Annotated in this window: 13 protein-coding genes, 1 tRNA gene and 3 rRNA genes; 11 read left to right on the top strand and 6 right to left on the bottom strand. The window is 55.4% G+C overall.

Translation table 11 applies throughout. The features are described 5' to 3' along the window. Window positions 1-36 precede the first annotated feature (36 nt). Together rbsK and rbsR are read left to right on the top strand one after the other, a co-directional pair. Window positions 37-963, top strand: a complete 927-nt coding sequence (gene rbsK / locus ACORQT_RS24165; RefSeq protein WP_046898746.1) for a ribokinase — start codon at window positions 37-39, stop codon at window positions 961-963. Window positions 964-967: 4 nt separating this feature from the next. Beyond that, entirely contained in the window at window positions 968-1,969 is a 1,002-nt protein-coding gene (gene rbsR / locus ACORQT_RS24160) for a ribose operon transcriptional repressor RbsR (RefSeq protein ID WP_042785608.1), read from the top strand. Here the strand turns inward: rbsR and mdtD are convergent. Both mdtD and ACORQT_RS24150 read right to left on the bottom strand, forming a co-directional pair. Next, window positions 1,966-3,381, bottom strand: coding sequence for a multidrug transporter subunit MdtD (mdtD, locus tag ACORQT_RS24155; protein WP_033645165.1), 1,416 nt, complete (start codon window positions 3,379-3,381; stop codon window positions 1,966-1,968). The genes rbsR and mdtD overlap by 4 nt on opposite strands. 67 nt (window positions 3,382-3,448) lie before the next feature. Beyond that, entirely contained in the window at window positions 3,449-4,138 is a 690-nt protein-coding gene (locus ACORQT_RS24150) for a FadR/GntR family transcriptional regulator (protein ID WP_042785607.1), read from the bottom strand. A 482-nt stretch (window positions 4,139-4,620) separates the two neighbouring features. On the opposite strand from ACORQT_RS24150, the gene ACORQT_RS24145 reads away from it, so the two are divergent. From ACORQT_RS24145 to rrf, 4 genes are all read left to right on the top strand, one after another. Continuing rightward, window positions 4,621-6,162 (top strand): 16S ribosomal RNA (locus ACORQT_RS24145). A gap of 88 nt (window positions 6,163-6,250) precedes the next feature. Then, window positions 6,251-6,326, top strand: a tRNA-Glu gene (locus ACORQT_RS24140). 239 nt (window positions 6,327-6,565) lie between these two features. Then, window positions 6,566-9,474: ribosomal RNA gene (locus ACORQT_RS24135) — 23S ribosomal RNA — on the top strand. Between the two features lie 99 nt (window positions 9,475-9,573). After that, window positions 9,574-9,689, top strand: a 5S ribosomal RNA gene (gene rrf / locus ACORQT_RS24130). The 16S, 23S and 5S rRNA genes sit together here with 1 tRNA gene alongside, the layout of an rRNA operon. 72 nt (window positions 9,690-9,761) lie before the next feature. Here rrf and mobB read toward each other — a convergent pair. Next, window positions 9,762-10,280, bottom strand: a complete 519-nt coding sequence (gene mobB, locus ACORQT_RS24125) for a molybdopterin-guanine dinucleotide biosynthesis protein MobB (RefSeq protein ID WP_444859297.1) — start codon at window positions 10,278-10,280, stop codon at window positions 9,762-9,764. Next, window positions 10,277-10,867 carry a molybdenum cofactor guanylyltransferase MobA gene (gene mobA, locus ACORQT_RS24120; protein WP_089192394.1) on the bottom strand — a complete coding sequence of 197 codons (591 nt, stop codon included), beginning with the start codon at window positions 10,865-10,867 and terminating at the stop codon, window positions 10,277-10,279. The genes mobB and mobA overlap by 4 nt, the downstream gene beginning before the upstream one ends. A 148-nt stretch (window positions 10,868-11,015) precedes the next feature. Between mobA and ACORQT_RS24115 the strand changes: the two genes are divergently transcribed. The 3 genes from ACORQT_RS24115 to dsbA all read left to right on the top strand — a co-directional run bounded on the left by ACORQT_RS24115 (window position 11,016) and on the right by dsbA (window position 13,023). After that, complete coding sequence (locus ACORQT_RS24115) at window positions 11,016-11,285, top strand: YihD family protein (RefSeq protein ID WP_004931268.1); 270 nt, start codon at window positions 11,016-11,018, stop codon at window positions 11,283-11,285. 98 nt (window positions 11,286-11,383) lie between these two features. Beyond that, a complete protein-coding gene (locus tag ACORQT_RS24110; RefSeq protein WP_042785605.1) occupies window positions 11,384-12,370 on the top strand; it encodes a serine/threonine protein kinase in 987 nt (328 codons plus the stop codon). A 29-nt stretch (window positions 12,371-12,399) separates the two neighbouring features. Further along, the gene (gene dsbA, locus ACORQT_RS24105; protein ID WP_025304721.1) at window positions 12,400-13,023 is read left to right on the top strand and encodes a thiol:disulfide interchange protein DsbA; all 624 of its coding nucleotides are present in this window, start codon (window positions 12,400-12,402) and stop codon (window positions 13,021-13,023) included. A gap of 42 nt (window positions 13,024-13,065) precedes the next feature. Here dsbA and ACORQT_RS24100 read toward each other — a convergent pair whose 3' ends face one another. Further along, window positions 13,066-13,962, bottom strand: a complete 897-nt coding sequence (locus tag ACORQT_RS24100; protein ID WP_033645170.1) for an acyltransferase — start codon at window positions 13,960-13,962, stop codon at window positions 13,066-13,068. Window positions 13,963-14,459: 497 nt separating this feature from the next. Between ACORQT_RS24100 and polA the strand changes: the two genes are divergently transcribed. Both polA and ACORQT_RS24090 read left to right on the top strand, forming a co-directional pair. Continuing rightward, window positions 14,460-17,258, top strand: coding sequence for a DNA polymerase I (gene polA, locus ACORQT_RS24095; RefSeq protein ID WP_033652267.1), 2,799 nt, complete (start codon window positions 14,460-14,462; stop codon window positions 17,256-17,258). Window positions 17,259-17,449: 191 nt separating this feature from the next. Then, window positions 17,450-17,497, top strand: coding sequence for a spot 42 RNA, inhibition of DNA synthesis (locus tag ACORQT_RS24090; RefSeq protein ID WP_071892919.1), 48 nt, complete (start codon window positions 17,450-17,452; stop codon window positions 17,495-17,497). Window positions 17,498-17,775: 278 nt separating this feature from the next. Here ACORQT_RS24090 and yihA read toward each other — a convergent pair whose 3' ends face one another. Further along, window positions 17,776-18,420: a ribosome biogenesis GTP-binding protein YihA/YsxC gene (gene yihA / locus ACORQT_RS24085; RefSeq protein WP_004931258.1), complete on the bottom strand. Its 645-nt coding sequence runs from the start codon at window positions 18,418-18,420 to the stop codon at window positions 17,776-17,778. Window positions 18,421-18,546: the final 126 nt, after the last annotated feature.

Below are 18,546 nucleotides of genomic sequence, written 5' to 3'. Positions count from 1 at the left end.
GCGTTTACGATGGCGCGCAATTCAGGAATCAATGCGATGGAAACAGGTAAGCTGGTGGTTCTGGGCAGCATCAATGCCGACCATATCCTCAATATTGAACAATTCCCCCACCCGGGCGAAACGGTGATCGGGAAGCAGTATAAGGTGGCGTTTGGCGGCAAGGGCGCGAATCAGGCGGTGGCGGCCGGGCGCAGTGGGGCGGAGATCGCCTTTATCGCCTGCGTGGGCGCCGACGATATCGGCGAGCGTGTCCGCCGGCAGCTGGCGAGCGATCGCATTGATACCCAACCGATTGAAGCCATCGCCGACAGCACCACCGGCGTGGCGCTGATCTTCGTCAATGCCGAAGGCGAGAACGTGATCGGCATCAATGCCGGCGCCAACGCCGCGGTGACGCCGGATTACCTGGCGCGCTACCGGCAAAAAGTCATCGACGCCGACGCCCTGCTGATGCAGTTGGAGTCGCCGCTGGAGACGGTGATCGCCGCCGCCCGCTTGGCCAAGCAACATCAAACGCAGGTGATCCTCAACCCGGCCCCGGCGCGCGAGCTGCCGGACGAGCTGCTGGGGATGATTGATATGATCACCCCGAATGAAACCGAAGCGCAGCGCCTGACAGGCATCGCCGTGGACAGCGACGCCGATGCGGCGCGCGCGGCGCAGGCGCTGCACGACAAAGGCATCGCGACGGTGATCATCACCCTCGGCAGCCGCGGCGTGTGGCTGAGCGAAAACGGCAACGGCAAACGGGTGCCCGGCTTCAAAGTGCAAGCGGTGGATACCATCGCCGCCGGCGATACCTTTAACGGCGCGCTGGTCACTGCCCTGTTGGAAGGCAAGATCATGGCCGACGCGGTGCGTTTCGCCCATGCGGCGGCGGCGATCGCCGTCACCCGCCCCGGCGCGCAGCCTTCGGTGCCGTGGCGCGAAGAGATCGACGCCTTCTTGCAGCAACAGGGGTGATCCTTTGGCCACCATGAAAGATGTCGCCCGCCTGGCGGGCGTTTCAACCTCTACCGTTTCGCATGTGGTCAACAACAATCGCTTTGTCAGCGACAGCGTGCGCGACAAGGTCATGGCGGCCGTGGAACAGTTGAACTATGCGCCTTCTGCGCTGGCGCGCAGCCTGAAGCTCAATCAGACCCGCACCATCGGCATGCTGGTGACCGCCAGCAACAACCCGTTTTATGCTGAAGTGGTGCGCGGCGTGGAGCGCAGCTGCTATGAACGTGGCTACAGCCTGATCCTGTGCAATACCGAAGAAGACGCCGCGCGCATGAACCGCAGTATGGAGACGCTGCTGCAAAAGCGCGTCGACGGTTTGCTGTTGATGTGCACCGAAAATCACCGGCCATCTCAGGATGCCCTGAGTCGCTACCCGTCATTGCCGATCGTGATGATGGACTGGGCGCCGTTCGAGGGCGCGAACGACATTATTCAGGATAACTCGCTGCTGGGCGGCGAGATGGCGACCGATCATCTGATCGCTCGCGGCTACCGCAAGATCGCCTGCATCGCCGGCCCGCAGGACAAAACCACCGCCCGTCACCGGCTGGAAGGCTATCGCAACGCGATGCGGCGCGCCGGATTACCGATCCCGCCAGGGTATGAAGTGCATTGCGACTTTGAGTTTGAAGGCGGCGTGACCGCCATGCGCCAACTGCTGGCGCTGGAAGAGCCGCCGCATGCGGTGTTCGCCGGCAACGACGCGGTGGCGGTAGGCGTTTATCAGGCGCTGTATCAGGCCGGGCTTTCCGTGCCGCAGGATATGGCGGTGATGGGGTACGATGACATTGAACTGGCGCGTTATCTGGCGCCGCCGCTGAGCACCATTCATCAACCGAAGGATTCGCTGGGCGAGCTGGCGATCGATGCGCTGATCAACCGCCTGCAAAACCCGGAGCGCGCGCCCCAGGTGCTGGTGCTGACGCCCGAGCTGGTGGAACGCGCCTCGGTGGGCCGCCGTTAACTGGCCGCCTTCGCTTCTTTCTTGCTTTCCTGGCCGCTGATCAAGTTGCGGCCATCTTTCCTTCTCAGCAACATAAATACCAGCGCCGACGCCACGGTGACGATCCCCATGGTGATAAAGGTGTAATGGAAGTGGTCGATCATCGTGCCTAACGACAGGGATTCGTAAAAACGCAGCACCGCCGCGCTGATCGCTACGCCGAAACTGATGGACAGCTGTTGGGTGACCGCCAGGACGCTGTTGCCGGCGCTGGCGTTGGCGTCGTTCAAATCCGCCAGGCTGATGGTATTCATGGCGGTGAACTGGGTGGACATCGCCATGCCCAGTACGAACAGCGGCAGGATCATCAGCCACAGCGGCATGCCTGGGCTCTGCAGGGCGAACTGCGCGATCAGCGCTCCGATGATAACGGTGATGCCGACCAGCGTTTTACGGTAGCCGAACCAGCGCAACACCTGAGTGACGGTGGATTTCGCCATCAGCGAGCCAATGGCGGTCGGCGCCATCATGCAGCCGGCGACGATCGCCGTGTAGCCGAATCCCACCTGCAGCATGAGCGGCATCAAAAACGGCACGCAGCCGGTGCCCAACCTGGATGCGACGTTGCCGGCGATGCCGACCGAGAAGGTGCGGGTTTTGAACAGGTCGAGGCCGATCAGCGGCTGAGGATGACGGCGGGCGTGCGCGATGTAGCCGAACAGCATCACGAAGCCGCTGAGCAGAATGCCCAGCGAAACGTAGCTCGCCAGCACCCGCTCGCCAAACAGTTCCAGCCCGGTGGAGATCAGCACCAGGCTCAGCCCGAACAGCATAAAACCCAGAAAATCGAAGCGGCGCTTGGGCGTGGTGAAGTCCGGCATGTATTTGCGCGCATAGAAGATGCCGAGCAGGCCGATAGGGATATTGATCAGGAAAATCCAATGCCAGGTGGCGTAGGTCACCAGCCAGCCGCCCAGCAGCGGCCCCAGAATCGGCCCGACCAGGCCGGGCATGGTGACGAAGTTCAGCACCGGCAGCAGTTCGCTGCGCGGGTAGGCGCGCAGCAGCGCCAGTCGCGCGACCGGCATCATCATCGCGCCGCCGATGCCCTGCAGCACGCGAGAGGCAACCAGTACGCTCAACGTGGGGGAGAGGGCGCACAACAGCGAACCGAGGGTGAATAACGTGACGGCGAAGATGAACACGCGGCGGGTGCCGAAGCGGTCCGCCAGCCAACCGCTGACCGGGATTAGCATCGCCACCGTCAGCGTATAGCTGATGACGGCAGATTGCATCGCCAGCGGCGAGTGCCCGAGGCTGTGGGCGATCGCCGGCAGCGCCGTGTTGAGGATGGTGGCGTCCAGCGCCTGCATAAAGAACGCCATTGCGGCGATCCACGGGAGTCCTGCCATACTGCGCGCGGATTGGGTCATGGTCGGTCCTGGTTAAATGGTCGTCTCTCCCTCATCTCTTTCTTCTATCTATAAGCGGGGAGCGTGTCTAGTCTTTCTCTTTCAGCAAAACTTGGCAGGCGACGAGGGCGCCTGCGCTGTCTCCGGCGAGTATCGCATTGACGATAGCCTGATGGTGGCGCAGCTTGATCACTTCATTGCCTGTAATGGCGCGGAAGTAACTCTGATACACCGAACTGAACAGGTTAGCGAACGAGGTCAGGAACGGATTACCGCTGGCCTCGTAGATGAGCTGGTGGAATTGGGTATCGACCTGGATCCAGCGCTCGCGATCAAACTGGGTATGCAGCGCGCGCATCTCCGCCATCAGCTCCGCCAGCAGTTTGGTTTGCTGCGGGCTGGCGTGGTCTGCTGCCAACGCACAGGCCTGCGGTTCCAACGAGGTGCGCAATATAAGGAAGTGTTGCATCACCTGATCGAAGTTTTCCCGCGTCATCCACCAGGTCAGTAAATCCTGATCGAGGAAATTCCATTGGCTTTGCGGCATCACGCGGGTGCCAATGCGCGGGCGCGGCAACAACATGCCTTTGGCGGCTAACATCTTTACCGCTTCGCGTACCGCGGTGCGGCTGACGCCGAATTGCTCGCCCAGTTCCATTTCACCGGGCAGGATGCTGCCGGCCTGATAATCGCCTGCCAGAATTTGTTGGCCGAGTTTCTCTGCAAGCAGATAAGAAAGATTGCGTTGGGCGGCCTGTTGTTGTGCATTTAACGGCATGGCTGCGGATCCTTACTGACTTCGTTTCTTCTATTTTACTCCAGTGATCGCCAGCTTTTATGGCTGTTTGCCTGAAAAAGTGACATAAATTCGCCGCTTTTTCGCTCTTTTGCCGAAAAAATCCGCGCTTGAAAAGTTTTTTGCATTTAGGGGTTGCGGCCTGCCGAGAACTCCCTATAATGCGCCTCCACTGACCGGGAACAACGACTGACAAGCCGCCGGGTCAGCGAGAGGAAAGCGAAATAAACGCTTGACTCTCCGGGTGAAAAGCGTAATATACGCCACCTCGAGTTAGCAAGCGAAAGCGCCTAACTCACTGCTCTTTAACAATTTATCAGACAATCTGTGTGGGCATTCCACAAGACGATATCCAGCATCTTCGGATGCAAAAAATATCAAGTCTTGAAGAGTGACTAACTGAAGTAAAATTCATGCAGTAAATCTTTGAGCATCGCTTCTCGAGTGGAAGCACATCAAGCTTTTAATTGAAGAGTTTGATCATGGCTCAGATTGAACGCTGGCGGCAGGCTTAACACATGCAAGTCGAGCGGTAGCACAGGGGAGCTTGCTCCCTGGGTGACGAGCGGCGGACGGGTGAGTAATGTCTGGGAAACTGCCTGATGGAGGGGGATAACTACTGGAAACGGTAGCTAATACCGCATAACGTCGCAAGACCAAAGAGGGGGACCTTCGGGCCTCTTGCCATCAGATGTGCCCAGATGGGATTAGCTAGTAAGCGAGGTAATGGCTCACTTAGGCAACAATCTCTAGTTGGTCTGAGAGGACGATCAGCCACACTGGAACTGAGACACGGTCCAGACTCTTACGGGAGGCAGCAGTGGGGAATATTGCACAATGGGCGAAAGCCTGATGCAGCTATGCCGCGTGTGCGAAGAATGCCTTAGGGTTGTAAAGCACTTTCAGCGAGGAGGAAGGTGGTGAGCTTAATACGCTCATCAATTGACGTTACTCGCAGAAGAAGCACCGGCTAACTTCGTGCCAGCAGCCGCGGTAATACGAGGGGTGCAAGCGTTAATCGGAATTATTGGGCGTAAAGAGCACGTAGGTGGTATATTAAGTCAGATGTGAAATCCCTAAGCTTAACTTAGGAACTGCATTTGAAACTGATAAACTTGAGTTTTGTAGAGGGGGGTAGAATTCCAGGTGTAGCGGTGAAATGCGCAGATATTTGGAGGAATACCAGTGGCGAAGGCGACCCCCTGGACGAAGACTGACGCTCAGGTGCGAAAGCATGGGGAGCAAACAGGATTAGATACCCTGGTAGTCCATGCAGTAAACGATGTCGATTTGGAGGTTGTGCCCTTGAGGCGTGGCTTCCGGAGCTAACGCGTTAAGTTGACCGCCTGGGGATTACGACCGCAAGGTTAAAACTCAAATGAATTGACGGGGGCTCGCACAAGCGGTGGAGCATGTGGTTTAATTCGATACAACACGAAAAATCTTACCTACTCTTGACATCCAGAGAACTTTCCAGAGATGGATTGGTGCCTTCGGGAACTCTGAGACAGGTGCTGCATGGCTGTCGTCAGCTCGTGTTGTGAAATGTTGGGTTAAGTCCTATAACGAGCGCAACCCTTATCCTTTGTTGCCAGCGGTTCGGCCGGGAACTCAAAGGAGACTGCCAATGATAAATTGGAGGAAGGTGAGGACGACGTCAAGTCATCATGGCCCTTATGAGTAGGGCTACACACGTGCTACAATGGTGTATACAAAGAGTAGCGACCTCGCGAGAGCAAGCGGACCTCATAAAGTACGTCGTAGTTCGGATTGGAGTCTGCAACTCGACTCCATGAAGTTGGAATCGCTAGTAATCGTAAATCAGAATGTTACGGTGAATACGTTCTCGAGCCTTGTACACACCGCCCGTCACACCATGGAAGTGGGTTGCAAAAGAAGTAGGTAGCTTAACCTTCGGGAGGGCGCTTACCACTTTGTGATTCATAACTGGGGTGAAGTCGTAACAAGGTAGCTGTAGGGGAACCTGTGGCTGGATCACCTCCTTACCTAAAGATATTAGTTCGAGTGGCGTGCTCACACAGATTGTCTGATGAAAAAGTAACGAGCAAAAGCGTCATAAAAGTACGGTGTCGTGTCCCCTTCGTCTAGAGGCCTAGGACACCGCCCTTTCACGGCGGTAACAGGGGTTCGAATCCCCTAGGGGACGCCAAGCTTCCGACCCACCCGGTGAAAGCGGCGGTCTCAAGTATCTGACGATACACCATATCTTAAAGATGACTTCCGAGTCATGTTTAAGATATTGCTCTTTAACAATCTGGAACAAGCTGAAAATTGAAACATGACGGCTGAAATTTGTCCCTCCGTAGATGTACTGGGATAAAGAGTAACCTGTCATAGAGTCTCTCAAATGTTTGCAGCGCGAACGATGGAAACATCTTCGGGTTGTGAGGTTAAGTGACTAAGCGTACACGGTGGATGCCTAGGCAGTCAGAGGCGATGAAGGGCGTGCTAATCTGCGAAAAGCGTCGGTAAGGTGATATGAACCGTTATAACCGGCGATACCCGAATGGGGAAACCCAGTGTGTTTCGACACACTATCATGTCATGAATACATAGTGGCATGAGGCGAACCGGGGGAACTGAAACATCTAAGTACCCCGAGGAAAAGAAATCAACCGAGATTCCCCCAGTAGCGGCGAGCGAACGGGGAGGAGCCCAGAACCTGAATCGGCTTGTGTGTTAGTGGAAGCGTCTGGAAAGTCGCGCAGCAAAGGGTGATAGCCCCGTACACTAAAATGCACAGGTCGTGAGTTCGATGAGTAGGGCGGGACACGTGTAATCCTGTTTGAATATGGGGGGTCCATCCTCCAAGACTAAATACTCCTGATTGACCGATAGTGAACTAGTACCGTGAGGGAAAGGTGAAAAGAACCCCGGTTAGGGGAGTGAAATAGAACCTGAAACCGTATACGTACAAGCAGTGGGAGCACCTTCGTGGTGTGACTGCGTACCTTTTGTATAATGGGTCAGCGACTTATTTTTTTTAGCAAGCTTAACCGTATAGGGGAGCCGTAGGGAAACCGAGTCTTAACTGGGCGATTAGTTGCAAGGTATAGACCCGAAACCCGGTGATCTAGCCATGGGCAGGTTGAAGGTTGGGTAACACTAACTGGAGGACCGAACCGACTAATGTTGAAAAATTAGCGGATGATTTGTGGATAGGGGTGAAAGGCTAATCAAGCTCGGAGATAGCTGGTTCTCCTCGAAAGCTATTTAGGTAGCGCCTCGTGAACTCATCTTCGGGGGTAGAGCACTGTTTCGGCTAGGGGGCCATCCCGGCTTACCAAACCGATGCAAACTCCGAATACCGAAGAATGTTATCACGGGAGACACACGGCGGGTGCTAACGTCCGTCGTGAAAAGGGAAACAACCCAGACCACCAGCTAAGGTCCCTAAATCATAGTTAAGTGGAAAACGATGTGAGAGGGCATAAACAACCAGGATGTTGGCTTAGAAGCAGCCATCCTTTAAAGAAAGCGTAATAGCTCACTGGTCGAGTCAACTTGCGCGGAAGATGTAACGGGGCTAAACTATGTACCGAAGCTGCGGCAGCGACGCTTAGGCGTTGTTGGGTAGGGGAGCGTTCTGTAAGCCGTTGAAGGTGGCCTGTGAGGGTTGCTGGAGGTATCAGAAGTGCGAATGCTGACATAAGTAACGATAAAGTAGGTGAAAAACCTACTCGCCGAAAGACTAAGGTTTCCTATCCAATGTTAATCAGGGTAGGGTAAGTCGGTTTCTAAGGTGAGGTTGAATAGCGTAATCGATGAATAACAGGTTAATATTCCTGTACTTGGTGTTACTGCGAAGGGGGGACGGAGAAGGCTAGGCTGGCCGGGCGACGGTTGTCCCGGTTTAAGCGTGTAGGGGGTGTGACCTGGTAAATCCGGTTGCATACTAACCCTGAGGCGTGATGACGATGCACTACGGTGCAGAAGTAGTTGATGCCCTGCTTCCAGGAAAATCCTCTAAGCTCCAGGTAACATTAAATCGTACCCCAAACCGACACAGGTGGTCAGGTAGAGAATACCAAGGCGCTTGAGAGAACTCGGGTGAAGGAACTAGGCAAAATGGTGCCGTAACTTCGGGAGAAGGCACGCTGGCATGTAGGTGAAGTCCCTTGCGGATGGAGCTGAAGCCAGTCGAAGATACCAGCTGGCTGCAACTGTTTAATAAAAACATAGCACTGTGCAAACACGTAAGTGGAAGTATACGGTGTGACGCCTGCCCGGTGCTGGAAGGTTAATTGATAGAGTTAGTATTTAATACAAAGCTTTTGATCGAAGCCCCAGTAAACGGCGGCCGTAACTATAACGGTCCTAAGGTAGCGAAATTCCTTGTCGGGTAAGTTCCGACCTGCACGAATGGCGTAATGATGGCCACGCTGTCTCCACCCGAGACTCAGTGAAATTGAATTTGCTGTGAAGATGCAGTGTATCTACGGCTAGACGGAAAGACCCCGTGAACCTTTACTATAGCTTGACACTGAACATTGAGCCTTGATGTGTAGGATAGGTGGGAGGCTTTGAAACGTGGACGCCAGTCTGCGTGGAGCCATCCTTGAAATACCACCCTTTAATGTTTGATGTTCTAACTCGGCCCCGTGATCCGGGGTGAGGACAGTGTCTGGTGGGTAGTTTGACTGGGGCGGTCTCCTCCTAAAAAGTAACGGAGGAGTACAAAGGTTAGCTAATTACGGTCAGAAATCGTAATTTTAGTGCAAAGGCATAAGCTAGCTTAACTGCGAGAGTGACAACTCGAGCAGATGCGAAAGCAGGTCTTAGTGATCCGGTGGTTCTGTATGGAAGGGCCATCGCTCAACGAATAAAAGGTACTCCGGGGATAACAGGCTAATACTGCCCAAGAGTCCATATCGACGGCAGTGTTTGGCACCTCGATGTCGGCTCATCACATCCTGGGGCTGGAGTTGGTCCCAAGGGTATGGCTGTTCGCCATTTAAAGTGGTACGCGAGCTGGGTTTAGAACGTCGTGAGACAGTTCGGTCCCTATCTGCCGTGGGCGTTGGAAGATTGAGAGGGGTTGCTCCTAGTACGAGAGGAGCGGAGTGAACGCACCACTGGTGTTCGGGTTATCATGCCAATGGCATTGCCCGGTAGCTAAGTGTGGAAAAGATAAGCGCTGAAAGCATATAAGTGCGAAACTTGCCTCAAGATAAGTCTTCCCAGAACCTTTATGGTTCCTAAAGGAACGTTTAAGACTAAGACGTTGATAGGTTGGGTGTGTAAGTATAGTAATATATTCAGCTAACCAATACTAATGAACCGTGAGGCTTAACCTTACAACACCGAAGGTGTTTTTAGAGAGATTTTCAGCGACGTTCCAAGATTGGTTCTGATGGCTTCATGGAAGTGAGGCGGTTGGAATGAAACAGAATTTGCCTGGCGGCAATAGCGCGGTGGTCCCACCTGACCCCATGCCGAACTCAGAAGTGAAACGCCGTAGCGCCGATGGTAGTGTGGGGTCTCCCCATGCGAGAGTAGGACACTGCCAGGCATCAAATAAAGCCGAAAGCCCTGAACTGACGTTCAGGGCTTTTTGCTATGTGCAATACGTAAAAAAGCGCAGCTACGCTGCGCCTTTCAACCACTCGACAATAAAGTCGGCGATGCTTTCCGGTTGATTGAGATCCAGCTGCTTAGCCGAAATGGATAGCGGTCGATCGCTGGCTACCGCGACGACAAACTGATCCAGCATGTCTTCCAACGGCCTGCCGATCTCGACCCGATAAAGCAGGATCTTGCTGACCGGCTCATGTTTGAACCCTTCCACCAGAATCAAGTCGACCTTATCGGCGTCAAAGCGCCCAGCCAGATAGCGCAGATCCAAAGGTTGTTGCTCCGGCGTTTCGGTCATTAATGCCCAGCGACGATCGCTGGCGACCAGCGTTTGCTCGGCGCCTGCTTTACGCAGCTCATAGCTGTCTTTACCCGGCGTATCCACATCCATGTCGTGATGCGTATGTTTGATCAGTCCAATCCTTACCTGGCGTTGTTTCAGCAACGGGATCAGCTGTTTGAGCAGGGTCGTTTTCCCCGTTCCGCTGTAGGCGCCGATGGCCAGCAAGGGAGGCAATGAACGATTCATTTTTTGAGCTCTCGCGTTTGTTGCCAATTCAGGCAGTCAGCCGGCGTATTCAGGTTATGAAATGCCGCTTGCTGCCCGCTGAACACTACGCGTTGTGCGCCAATTTGATGCAAGAACAGCATCAGCTTGCGTTCACCGCGCGCCAGATAGTCGGCCAGCTGCGGCGCTATTTGGCTATGCAGTAACGCCAGCGTGGGGTGATCTCGTTCACCATCGCTGGCAAAGGCCGCCTGCGCCGCGCCTTTTTGCTGCCATAGCTGAGCGACTAAGTCGGCGGGAAAGTCGGGGACATCACAAGGGACGAAGACCACCCATTCGCTGGGAGCCTGTTTGAGCCCGGCCAGCATGCCGGCCAGCGGCCCGGCGAAATCGAGCGTCAGATCGCCAATCACCGGCAAACCGCTCGCCTGGTAACGTGCCTGATTGCGATTGGCGCTGATGGCGACGGAAGCCACCTGCGGGCGTAACCGAGCCAATACGTGTTGATAGAGTGCGACCCCGCCAATCGACACCAGGCCTTTGTCTTCACCGCCCATGCGCGTGGCCCGTCCGCCGGCCAAAATGACGCCGCTGATTTCTTTATGCATCTCGTTTATCCCGCCTTGTCGATGCGCTGATTGTAGCGCTAAAGCCGGCGCGACATCAGGATTTACCTTTATTGACAAGCCGGTTCTTTCACTGCGTGGGTAAGCCTGTTACTTTGTGAGTTTATTCATGCTATTGGACGATATTGAGATGAAAACGCATCGCGTAAACGAGTTGATCGAGCTGTTGCACCCGGCCTGGCAGGAAGATCCCGATCTCAATTTGATGCAGTTTTTGCAAAAGCTGGCGAAAGAAGCGGGCTTCCAGGGCGAATTGTCCGAGTTGAGCGACGATATTCTTATTTACCATCTGAAAATGCGCGGCAGCGCCGGCACGGATCAGATCCCGGGCCTGAAGAAAGATTACGAAGAAGATTTTAAAACGGCGTTGCTGCGCGCTCGCGGCGTTATCAAGGATTGATCCTCGTGCGGTGCGAGAAAGCATAGCGCGTGAAATGCGCCATTAATGCTACTATTTCTCATTCCCGGCACCGTGCTGTCAGCGATCAAACGAACGTTATGAATAACTCAGCTTTTAATTTCGACACCCTGTCGCCCGATTTGATCATGGACGCGCTAGAAGGGATTGGCCTGCGCGTCGATTCCGGCCTGACGGCGCTGAACAGCTATGAGAACCGCGTCTATCAGTTTATGGACGAGGATCGTCGACGCTACGTGGTGAAGTTTTATCGCCCGGAGCGCTGGAGCGCCGCACAAATCGGTGAGGAACATCAGTTCGCTCTGGATCTGGCCGGCGCGGAGATCCCGGCGGTGGCGCCGTTGGCGCTGCAAGGCGCTACGCTGCATACGCACGGCGGTTTTTTCTTTGCCCTGTTCCCCAGCGTGGGGGGCCGGCAATACGAGATAGACAATCTGGATCAGTTGGAATGGGTAGGCCGTTTTCTGGGGCGTATCCATCAGGTCGGCGGCGAGCGTCTGTTTGCCGAGCGGCCAACCATGGGGATTGAAGAGTATCTTGTTGCCCCGCGTCAGGCGCTGGCCGATTGCGAGCTGTTGCCGGCGGCTCAGCGTGATGCCTTCCTGCAGGCGACGGATAACCTGATTGCGGCGATCAAGCCACACTGGCATCTGAACTGGCAGCCGCGGCGTTTGCACGGCGATTGCCATCCGGGCAATATTCTGTGGCGCGATGGCCCGCTGTTCGTCGATCTTGATGACGCGCGCAACGGCCCTGCGGTTCAGGATCTGTGGATGCTGTTGCACGGCGAACGTCGCGACCAACTGATGCAGCTGGACGTTTTGCTGGAGGCGTACGGCGAATTTGCCGAGTTCGATCAGCGCGAGCTGGCGTTAATTGAGCCACTGCGGGCGATGCGTATGGTGTATTACCTGGCTTGGGTCGCTCGCCGTTGGCAGGATCCGGCCTTCCCTAAGAGTTTTCCGTGGATGGCGGAGTCTGATTTCTGGTTATCTCAGACTGCGGCGTTTAATGAACAGGTTAAGCTGTTGCAGGAGCCTCCTCTGCAGCTGACGCCAATGTATTGAAGCTTTAACACAATGGAGAGTTTAGTCTTATGAAAAAAATATGGTTGGCGCTCGTTGGCATGGTGATGGCATTCAGCGCCTCGGCGGCACAGTTTAGCGATGGCACTCAGTACGTGACCCTGGACAAGCCGGTGACCGGTGAGCCGCAGGTGCTGGAGTTCTTCTCCTTTTACTGCCCACACTGCTACCAGTTTGAGCAGGTCTATCACGTGTCCGAGAACGTAAAAAAAGCGTTGCCTGCCGGCACCAAAATGACCAAGTACCACGTGGAGTTCCTGGGGCCGTTGGGCAAACAGCTGACTCAGGCGTGGGCGGTCGCGATGGCGCTGGGCGTGGAAGACAAAGTAAGCCCGCTGATGTTTGAAGCGGTGCAGAAAACCCAGACCGTGCAAACGCCGGACGATATCCGTAACGTCTTCGTGAAAGCGGGCGTAACCGCCGCAGATTATGACGCGGCCTGGAACAGCTTCGTGGTGAAATCTCTGGTGGTTCAACAGGAGAAAGCCGCAGAAGATCTGCAGCTGCGCGGCGTGCCGGCGGTATTCGTCAACGGCAAATACATGGTTAAAAACGATGGCCTGGACACCAGCTCGATGGACGCTTACGTGAAGCAGTTCGCCGATGTGGTTAAATTCCTCAGCCAGCAGAAATAAGCCTGATTCAACATGAAAAACGCCGGCATCGCCGGCGTTTTTTTATCCGTATTGCCGCTTCAATTTATCCAGCAACCGGTCTTTTTCCTGCCACAGCGTATTCAGCCACAGCTGGAAGCGCCGCTTGAACTGTTTATCGTTGAAATAATCACCGTGCAGGGTTTCATCGATCGGTAGCGTCTCTATTCTCACCACGATACGCGTCAGGCGGCCGCACAGCATATCCAGAAAGGGCCGCTGGTTATTTTCCGGATAAAGCAGGGTGACGTTCAACACTTTGTCGAACTGATTGCCCAGCGCGCTAAGGGTAAACGCGATGCCGGCAGCTTTGGGCGCCAGCAAATTGCGATAAGGTGAATTGCTTTTAATTTTCTTGGCTTCGGTGAAGCGTGAGCCTTCGACGAAATTGACGATGGTGGTTGGGCGCTGGCGGAATTTTTCGCAGGAACGGCGCGTCGTTTCGATATCCTTGCCGCGTTTTTCCGGGTGCTTGAGCAAATAGGCGCGGGAGTAACGCTTCATGAATGGCATGTCCAGCGCCCAGCAGGCCAGGCCGACAAACGGCACCCAGGCGAGCTGCTGTTTGAGGAAATACTTATTCATTGGAATATGATTTCTGAACAGCACGCATAACACGACAATGTCTGACCAACTTTCGTGGTTGCTGATCAGCAGATACCAGTTTTTGCGATCCAACCCTTCCAGCCCTTCAATATCCCAACGCAATTGCCCGTTAATGCGCAATAACAGCGCCAGCCCTTGGCACCAACACCACATCATGAAATCGGCGAAAGCCGAGATATATCGCCAAACGGCGGGAATGGGCACCACGAGTTTCACGATGCCGGCCAGCGTGATGGGGATGGAGCATAACACCGTCACCAGAATGGTAAGTATGACGGAAATGATAAAGATAACAGGCGTTAACAATCTTGGCATGATTATGGGCTGACGGTTGGTGGGAACATCGTTGCATGCCAAAGCGCATGAACAAAAACGCATTTTAACAGAAATCGCCGGGGTAAAGCGCCGCTTAAAATCACTGTTTTTCGTCTCATCGGATAACCATTTGCTGAGTTTTCGTGCAACTTGTCCAGCTTGTGCTATGGTAATTGAGGCGCCGAATTTGATTAATAGTGCGATTAAAATCCGGCGAAAGTTATATCCACAAATCCAATAAAAGCCAATAATTAAGCGTCGCCGGAATTCGTTCTTTTAACGCGGTGATTTAAATAGGAATTTTATTCGCCGTTATAACGATAATCGCAGCGTTATAATTCGGTCTCTTTTCTATGCACAAAGTTATCCACAGGTAAGATCTTGCGGATCCTCGCGCACAATCACATCATTTTCGTCCGCAATGCACGCTAAGGTTCGTCTCCGGCGGCCAGCTATGGCATGCTTACCCCTATGTCCGATCACGATAAAGAAACGCTATGGCCCAGATTGCAGAAAACCCACTAATCCTGGTTGACGGTTCCTCTTACCTCTACCGCGCTTATCACGCCTTCCCGCCGCTGACCAATTCGGCGGGCGAGCCGACCGGCGCGATGTACGGCGTGCTGAATATGCTGCGCAGTCTGCTGTTGCAGTATCAACCGAGCCACGTTGCCGTGGTGTTTGATGCCAAAGGGAAGACCTTCCGCGATGATCTGTTCGCTGAATACAAGTCGCACCGGCCGCCGATGCCGGACGATCTGCGCGCGCAGATCGAGCCGCTGCACAACATGGTCAAGGCGATGGGCCTGCCGCTATTGGTGACGCCCGGCGTAGAGGCGGATGACGTCATCGGTACGCTGGCGCTGGAGGCCGAAAAGGCCGGCCACGCGGTGCTGATCAGCACCGGCGACAAAGACATGGCGCAGCTGGTGACGCCGAACGTCACCCTGATCAACACCATGAACAACACGATCCTCGGCCCGCAGGAAGTGTGCGACAAGTACGGCATTCCGCCGGAGCTGATCATCGACTTCCTGGCGCTGATGGGCGATTCATCGGACAACATTCCCGGCGTGCCGGGCGTGGGCGAGAAAACCGCCCAGGCGTTGTTGCAGGGTATCGGCGGGCTGGATGCGCTGTACGGCAATCTGGAGAACATCGCCACGCTGAGCTTCCGCGGCGCCAAAACCATGGCGGCCAAGCTGGAACAGAATAAAGAGGTCGCGTACCTCTCCTATAAGCTGGCGACGATCAAAACCGACGTCGAGCTGGATCTGACCTGTGCGGACCTGACGGTCTCCGCGCCGGATGTCGACACGCTGCAACAGCTGTTCAAACAGTACGAGTTCAAACGCTGGCTGGCGGACGTAGAAGCCGGCGTCTGGTTGGAAAACAAGAAAGGCGCGGGCGCGAAAGCTGCCGGCGCCGCCAAACCAGCCGTAGCCGCGGAAGCGCCGAAAGCGCTGGCGGAGGCCAAGCTGTCTCAGGACGGTTATGTCACCATCCTGGACGAAGCGACCTTTACCGACTGGCTGGCGCGGTTGAAAAAAGCCGACGTGTTTGCCTTCGATACCGAAACCGATGGCCTGGATACCCTGACCGCCAATCTGATCGGCCTGTCCTTTGCGATCGCGCCGGGCGAAGCGGCTTATTTGCCGGTGGCGCACGATTATCTGGATGCGCCGGCGCAGCTGGATCGCGCTTACGTGCTGGAGGCGCTCAAGCCGCTGCTGGAAGACGAGAAAGCGCTCAAGGTCGGGCAAAATCTGAAGTTCGATATGAGCCTGCTGGCGCGTTACGGCATCGAGATGCGCGGCATCGCCTACGACACCATGCTGGAGTCCTATGTGCTGGACAGCGTCGGCGGCCGTCATGATATGGACAGCCTGGCCGATCGTTATCTTGGCCACAAAACCATCACCTTCGAAGAGATCGCCGGCAAGGGCAAGAACCAGCTGACGTTCAATCAGATCGCGCTTGAGCAGGCGGCGCCATACGCTGCCGAAGACGCCGATGTCACGCTGCAGCTGCATCTGGCGATGTGGCCGCAGCTGAAACAGAGCGCGGAACTGCTGACGGTGTTCAACGAGATTGAAATGCCGCTGCTGCCGGTGCTGTCGCATATTGAACGCACCGGGGTGCTGATCGATCCGGCCATTTTATCGGCCCACTCCCAGGAGCTGGCCAAGCGTCTGGCTGAGCTGGAGGCGCAGGCCCACGAGCTGGCGGAAGAGCCGTTCAACCTGGCGTCGACCAAGCAGCTGCAGGCTATCTTGTACGAAAAACAAAAGCTGCCGGTGCTGAAGAAAACTCCGGGCGGGGCGCCATCCACCAACGAAGAAGTGCTGGCCGAGCTGGCGCTCGACTACCCGCTGCCGAAGGTGATTCTGGAATACCGCGGTTTGGCGAAGCTGAAGACCACCTATACCGACAAGCTGCCGCTGATGATCAATCCGGTCAGCGGGCGGGTGCATACCTCGTATCATCAGGCGGTGACCGCCACCGGCCGTCTCTCCTCGAGCGATCCGAACCTGCAGAACATCCCGGTGCGCAACGAAGAAGGGCGGCGCATTCGCCAGGCCTTTATTGCGCCGGAAGGCTACCGCATTGTCGCGGCCGACTACTCGCAGATCGAGCTGCGCATCATGGCGCATCTGTCTCAGGATGAAGGGCTGCTGAAGGCCTTCGCCGAAGGGAAAGACATTCACCGCGCCACGGCGTCGGAAGTTTTCGGCGTGCCGTTGGATAAAGTGACCGGCGAGCAGCGCCGCAGCGCCAAGGCGATTAACTTTGGTTTGATTTACGGCATGAGCGCCTTCGGCCTGGCGCGTCAGCTGGGGATCCCGCGTGGGGAAGCCCAGCGCTATATGGATCTCTACTTCGAACGTTACCCGGGCGTGCTGGATTACATGGAGCGCACCCGTCAGCAGGCTTCCGAGCAGGGCTATGTCAGCACGCTGGACGGCCGCCGTCTGTATCTGCCGGACGTACGCTCCAGCAACGCCATGCGCCGCAAGGCGGCCGAGCGCGCCGCCATCAACGCCCCGATGCAGGGCACGGCGGCCGATATCATCAAGCGTGCGATGATCGAGGTCGACGCCTGGCTGCAGGGGCAGGAGAAGCCGTTGGTGCGCGCGATCATGCAGGTGCACGATGAATTGGTGTTCGAGGTGCACGAGTCGGTGATCGACGAAGCCAGCCAACGTATCCGCCAACTGATGGAAGGCAGCATGACGCTGGCGGTGCCGCTGAAGGTCGATGTGGGCGTCGGCATGAACTGGGATGAGGCGCACTGATCGTCGGGTTATCGCCGTATGCGCTAACTGGCGAGAAGCTAAGCACTTTTCGTAATTAAGCTACAAGATGCGGCGATAGTTTCCCCAACTTCGCCGTTCTTGCGTCTCAAATTGTGTAAGTAAACTACAAAAAATTCTTTTGCCCTGCGAAAAAATGATGTAGAGTTACAGGCGTAGGGTACAGAGGTAAGATGTTCTATCTTTCAGACCTTTTACTTCACGTAATCGGATTTGGCTGAATATTTAGCCGCCCCAGTCAGTATTGACTGGGGCGTTTTTTATTGTAAAAACAGCAGCAAACCATACGTTTTTCCTATCGCTCGGCCCCGACTTTCATTTCAACTTCCGCTCCCTCAATCCGCGTAATTCGGCGAAACAAGCCCGTTTTGGCGATAAGTCTTTATGATGGCTTTATTTCAAAAATGTAATTAGATAACGAAAAATCCCGCCTGCGGCCGATCTGCGGGCATAAAAAAGCCGATGCGGCGGGGCATCGGCTCAAACGTGCGATCTGGGCTTATTCGCCGATGTCCTCTTCCGGCAGCACTTCCGGCGGGATCTCGTTAAACCAGGTGTCCAGCTTCTGGCGCAGCTTGTCGACGCCGATCTTTTTCAGCGATGAGAAGGCTTCGACCTGGATATCCCCCATAAACGGCAGCACCGCTTCACGCACCATGTTGAGCTGTGCCTTGCGTGCACCGGAGGCCAGCTTGTCGGCCTTGGTCAGCAACACCAGCACCGGCGTGCCGACGTCGACCGCCCACTGGATCATCTGCTGGTCGAGATCTTTCAGCGGATGGCGGATATCCATTAGCACCACCAGCCCTTTCAGGCTGTTGCGCATCTGCAGGTATTCGCCCAGCGCGCGTTGCCATTTGCGCTTCATTTCTTCCGGCACTTCGGCGTAGCCATAACCCGGCAGGTCGACCAGACGAATGCCGTCTTCCACTTCGAACAGGTTAATCAGCTGGGTGCGCCCCGGCGTCTTACTGGTGCGCGCCAGGCTTTTTTGGTTGGTCAGCGTATTCAGCGCGCTGGATTTACCGGCGTTGGAACGGCCGGCAAAGGCGACTTCAATTCCTGCATCCCCCGGAAGATGGCGAATATCGGGTGCGCTGGTGACGAAATGGGTCACATGATAGTTGTAGTTCTTGCTGGTCAAAATTTTTCGTCTCCGTGAGGATGGCTAACTGGTTGGCGATTATAACTGCATCAGCGGTAAAAATGGCGTGTTTCTCCGTTTTTAAGCGGCGGGGCGCGATAAAACGACGGTTAAGCTGCTCGTACG

Origin of the sequence: Serratia sp. (in: enterobacteria), from assembly GCF_052400455.1 — a bacterium.
Classification (GTDB): Bacteria; Pseudomonadota; Gammaproteobacteria; order Enterobacterales; family Enterobacteriaceae; genus Serratia; species Serratia ureilytica.
The sequence above is the reverse complement of the archived record's forward strand: the minus strand, read 5'-3'. Positions and strand labels throughout refer to the sequence as shown.

Coding starts and splice junctions, on each gene's coding strand:
- rbsK (WP_046898746.1), top strand. CDS start 37: ATGGAAACAGGTAAGCTGGTGGTTCTGGGCAGCATCAATGCCGACCAT.
- mdtD (WP_033645165.1), bottom strand. CDS start 3,381: ATGACCCAATCCGCGCGCAGTATGGCAGGACTCCCGTGGATCGCCGCA.
- ACORQT_RS24150 (WP_042785607.1), bottom strand. CDS start 4,138: ATGCCGTTAAATGCACAACAACAGGCCGCCCAACGCAATCTTTCTTAT.
- mobB (WP_444859297.1), bottom strand. CDS start 10,280: ATGAATCGTTCATTGCCTCCCTTGCTGGCCATCGGCGCCTACAGCGGA.
- mobA (WP_089192394.1), bottom strand. CDS start 10,867: ATGCATAAAGAAATCAGCGGCGTCATTTTGGCCGGCGGACGGGCCACG.
- ACORQT_RS24115 (WP_004931268.1), top strand. CDS start 11,016: ATGAAAACGCATCGCGTAAACGAGTTGATCGAGCTGTTGCACCCGGCC.
- ACORQT_RS24110 (WP_042785605.1), top strand. CDS start 11,384: ATGAATAACTCAGCTTTTAATTTCGACACCCTGTCGCCCGATTTGATC.
- dsbA (WP_025304721.1), top strand. CDS start 12,400: ATGAAAAAAATATGGTTGGCGCTCGTTGGCATGGTGATGGCATTCAGC.
- ACORQT_RS24100 (WP_033645170.1), bottom strand. CDS start 13,962: ATGCCAAGATTGTTAACGCCTGTTATCTTTATCATTTCCGTCATACTT.
- polA (WP_033652267.1), top strand. CDS start 14,460: ATGGCCCAGATTGCAGAAAACCCACTAATCCTGGTTGACGGTTCCTCT.